The sequence below is a fragment of the Nostoc sp. CHAB 5715 genome (assembly GCF_020829685.1).
In the GTDB taxonomy this organism is placed as follows: Bacteria; Cyanobacteriota; Cyanobacteriia; order Cyanobacteriales; family Nostocaceae; genus Nostoc.
On the sequence record NZ_JAIVFR010000785.1, the window covers coordinates 1 to 3606 of the forward strand.

Consider the following 3606-nt stretch of genomic DNA (forward strand, 5'->3'; position numbering starts at 1 on the left):
AGGCGGGATATCCATGATAATCGTTGGCGGATAAAAGTTTCCAGGACGATCTGATAAAGGATGTCCACCGGTGAGGACTTTACCACCACTGCTGAGAGCATTTTGCACTTGTTGATCTAAATCCTGGAGAATACCAGGAGTAGCCAGTGGGCCTAAATCGGTATCTGGTTGCATGGGATCGCCTACTTTCAGCGCCTCAAATTTTTCTAAAAGTAATTTTTCAAATTTGTCTGCGATCGCTTCTGCAACAATAAAACGTTTTGCTGCAATACATGATTGCCCGTTATTCAACATTCGCGCTGTAGTAGCTGTGACAACTGCTGTCTCTAAGTCAGCACTTTCTAACACAATAAATGGGTCACTTCCTCCTAATTCCAAAACTGTTTTTTTGATTTGTTTGCCGGCGGCGACGGCGAGGGATGCACCTGCTGGTTCGCTTCCGGTCAAGGTGGCAGCTTTTACGCGGTCATCAGCCATCAAATCGGCGACTTTAGCAGCGCCTATTAATAGGGTTTGAAACGCACCTTCAGGAAAACCTGCCTGTCGGATAATATCTTCAATTGCCAAGGCGCACTGCGGCACGTTGGAAGCATGTTTGAGTAAGCCGACATTTCCCGCCATTAGTGCGGGTGCAGCAAAGCGGAACACTTGCCAGAAAGGGAAATTCCACGGCATCACCGCGAGAATCGCACCTATTGGTTGATAACGTATAAAACTCTGACTGGCATCAGTTTTTACACTGACATCAGCCAAAAAACCAGGGGCGTGTTCGGCATAGTAGCGACAGACGAGGGCACATTTTTCGACTTCCGCGATCGCAGCTTTAAATGGCTTACCCATTTCTAGAGTCATCAACTTAGCAAATTCTGCTTTGTCTTGCTCTAAAATGTCGGCAGCCTTTTGTAGCCAGTGCGATCGCGTCAAAAAATTAGTCTGACGATACTTTTCAAAAGTCTGATTAGCTAAATCGAGTTTAGCGGTAATTTCTGCATCATTGAGTGGCTCAAAGGTTTTGAGCGTTTCCCCAGTGGCGGGATTAATGGTGGCGATCGCCATTACCTGACCTCCCGTTAAAAAATAGCTTCGGTAGGCTTCCTAGTGTTACACAGATCAATTCTGGAAGCTACCACCCAAATTTTAGTCTTTTAACCAAGAATTAGCTGTCCAATATTACAATTTCGCAATTTTAATTGAATGAAAGTATACCAATCAATAAGTATTAATATTGATGAATTAAATACGAGTAAAGTTGCTATAATTTGCACAATTGAGGAATCAAGCCATGACTCAAGTCTTACGCAAATTAGTTACATTCGATGAATTCGTTGCTAAATATCCTGACAACACTGGAAAACGTTATGAATTACATGATGGAGTAATAGTCGAAATGTCCCAACCAACAGGCGATCATGAAGAGATTGTTGTATTTTTATCTACAAAAATCACTTTAGAATATAGTCGCCTCGGACTGCGGTATGGTATACCAAAAACAGTATTAGTTAAACCACTTGAAAACGAATCAGCTTATTCGCCAGATTTGCTGCTCCTAAATCTTACTAATTTGGTTAATGAACCATTGTGGAAAAAAGAATCAACTGTTACTCAAGCAGCATCAATTCCTTTAGTAATTGAGGTAGTGAGTACAAACTGGCGTGATGACTATCTGAAAAAATATGCTGACTATGAAGAAATGGGAATTCCTGAATACTGGATTGTCGATTATGGTGCATTGGGCGGTAGGGAATTTATTGGCAAACCCAAACAACCTACTATTTTGGTTTGCTCTTTAGAAGAAGGTGAGTATCGCGTTAGTAAATTTCGAGGAGATGACCGTATCCAGTCGCCAACTTTTCCAGAGTTGAATTTGACCGCAGAGCAAATTTTTCGCGCTGGCACAGTCAGCTAAATTTAGCATAAGGCTATTCAACTTCATCTCCAAATTAAGTAGGATCAGCTAAATAATAGCTTTATACAGACCCCGTTCAGAAAACAATATAGAAAATTTCCGGTGTTGCTGAACCAAAATATGAATCAAGCGATCGCTGCAATCATTCGGGTAGTAGACATCTTCAATGGCACTGATCACCCAATACGGTTCAGTTAAGGCTAAAACTGTGTTACAAAGTCAATTTTGTTAACGAACCGCCAAGACGCCAAGGACGCAGAGAGAAGGAAGAAATGCTTAACTGAACTGTATTGACTGATCACCAATCAAGAGAAAAGCGATGGCATACCTGCCCATAGGCGATCGCATTTGTAGACTTATAACCAAAACGTAATTCATAATTAGTGATTTTTTCCTATTCCCCATTATGCCCAATGCCTAAAGATTAATAAATGGATTAATAATTGTTGACATTGGTTGCAATTTTGTCTGATAAACCTTAACTAATCGTTCAATACCTTTGAAACGATAATCTCCCATTTCCTCAAAGTCTGAAGGCAGTGAAAGCATTTTATGAGTGGCTTCACTAATCACGCATTCACTAGGGGGACAAACTGCTTCCATGCGAGCAGCAAGATTAATCGTCGCGCCTAATGCCGTATAATCTACCCTTTGGGAACTACCGACATCTCCCACAACAGCCTTACCGCTATTAATCGCAATACGTAATTGCAGCGGTTCGTGCCAAAAACCGTTGGCATTAAGATGTTCTAGACGAGTGAGCATTCCCTGTGCAGCAGCAACAGCGCGATCGGCGTGATCTGGTTGCGGTTCTGGAGCGCCAAAAAATGCCATAATACAATCGCCAATATATTTATCTAAAGTGCCGCCCCAAGTAAACACTTCTTTTAGCATTTCTTCAAATAAATTATTTAATAGTTGGGCGATCGCAGTTGGCGTTAACTGTTCAGAAATTGCCGTAAAGCCAACCAAATCTGCAAACAAAATACTGATTTCGCTCTCGGTGGGAGCTAAACGACCACCCGGTAATGCACCTACAGAGATCAACTGCTGCACAACTGCTGGAGAATGATAGCGTTCTAGTCGATGACGAATCATTTCTTCAGTTTTGAGTTTCTCTACCAGTAGCCAACGCTGGACGCTAGAAGCCACAATGTTTGCTAAAGCTGAAAAAAAGCTGAGTTCTTCTTCGCCTTCATTTGCCCAATGGTAAGAAGAAAAATTGGCATCGGCATACAGTACGCCCACAACTTTATTTTCATCCCATAAAGGCACTGCCATCGCGCTGCGAATGCCTTTAACCAAAATACTCTGTTCACTAGCAAACCGTTCATCCTGCTGGGTATCGGCGGTTTGAATGACAACTTTTTCGTCAAATACCTTTTGACAGATACTACGACTAATCCAACTTCCATCAGAGGGGAGATGTTTTTGTTGTGAAATATTTCTAGTAGCAGCATTCACTAATTCTAATTGACCGCAACCATTAACATCAATTAATAATGCCAAGCGATCAATACTATCAAGGTAACGAAAAACCACTTGCTGCACCTGAGAAAAAATCTCTTCTATAGACGCCGCCGCGAACCCGTACGCCCGGTTCCCCAGGAAGATCTGGTTCATGTAGATCTCCAGGATCTGGTCCTTGGAGAGCAGGTGCTCCAGCTTGAAGGTCAGCAGGATTTCATAGATCTTGCGGG

General features: G+C 42.3%; 3 protein-coding genes and 2 pseudogenes. 1 reads left to right on the forward strand and 4 read right to left on the reverse strand.

The window, feature by feature from the left end; all coding sequences use genetic code 11:
* Positions 1 to 1056, reverse strand: a 1056-nt coding sequence (locus LC574_RS31195; RefSeq protein WP_229457451.1) for an aldehyde dehydrogenase family protein, incomplete at its 3' end; no start/stop codon positions are given.
* A gap of 226 nt (positions 1057 to 1282) precedes the next feature.
* On the opposite strand from LC574_RS31195, the gene LC574_RS31200 reads away from it, so the two are divergent.
* On the forward strand, positions 1283 to 1906 hold the full coding sequence (locus LC574_RS31200) for a Uma2 family endonuclease (RefSeq protein WP_229457452.1): 624 nt from the start codon (positions 1283 to 1285) through the stop codon (positions 1904 to 1906).
* Positions 1907 to 1954: 48 nt separating this feature from the next.
* On the opposite strand, the gene LC574_RS38335 is transcribed toward LC574_RS31200, so the two are convergent.
* The 3 genes and pseudogenes from LC574_RS38335 to LC574_RS38340 form a co-directional block, all read right to left on the reverse strand.
* Positions 1955 to 2086, reverse strand: coding sequence for a hypothetical protein (locus LC574_RS38335; RefSeq protein WP_267871734.1), 132 nt, complete (start codon positions 2084 to 2086; stop codon positions 1955 to 1957).
* Positions 2087 to 2323: 237 nt separating this feature from the next.
* A pseudogene (locus LC574_RS31205) lies at positions 2324 to 3490 on the reverse strand (adenylate/guanylate cyclase domain-containing protein); the annotation flags it as partial.
* A pseudogene (locus LC574_RS38340) lies at positions 3491 to 3598 on the reverse strand (transglycosylase domain-containing protein); the annotation flags it as partial.
* Positions 3599 to 3606 lie beyond the last annotated feature (8 nt).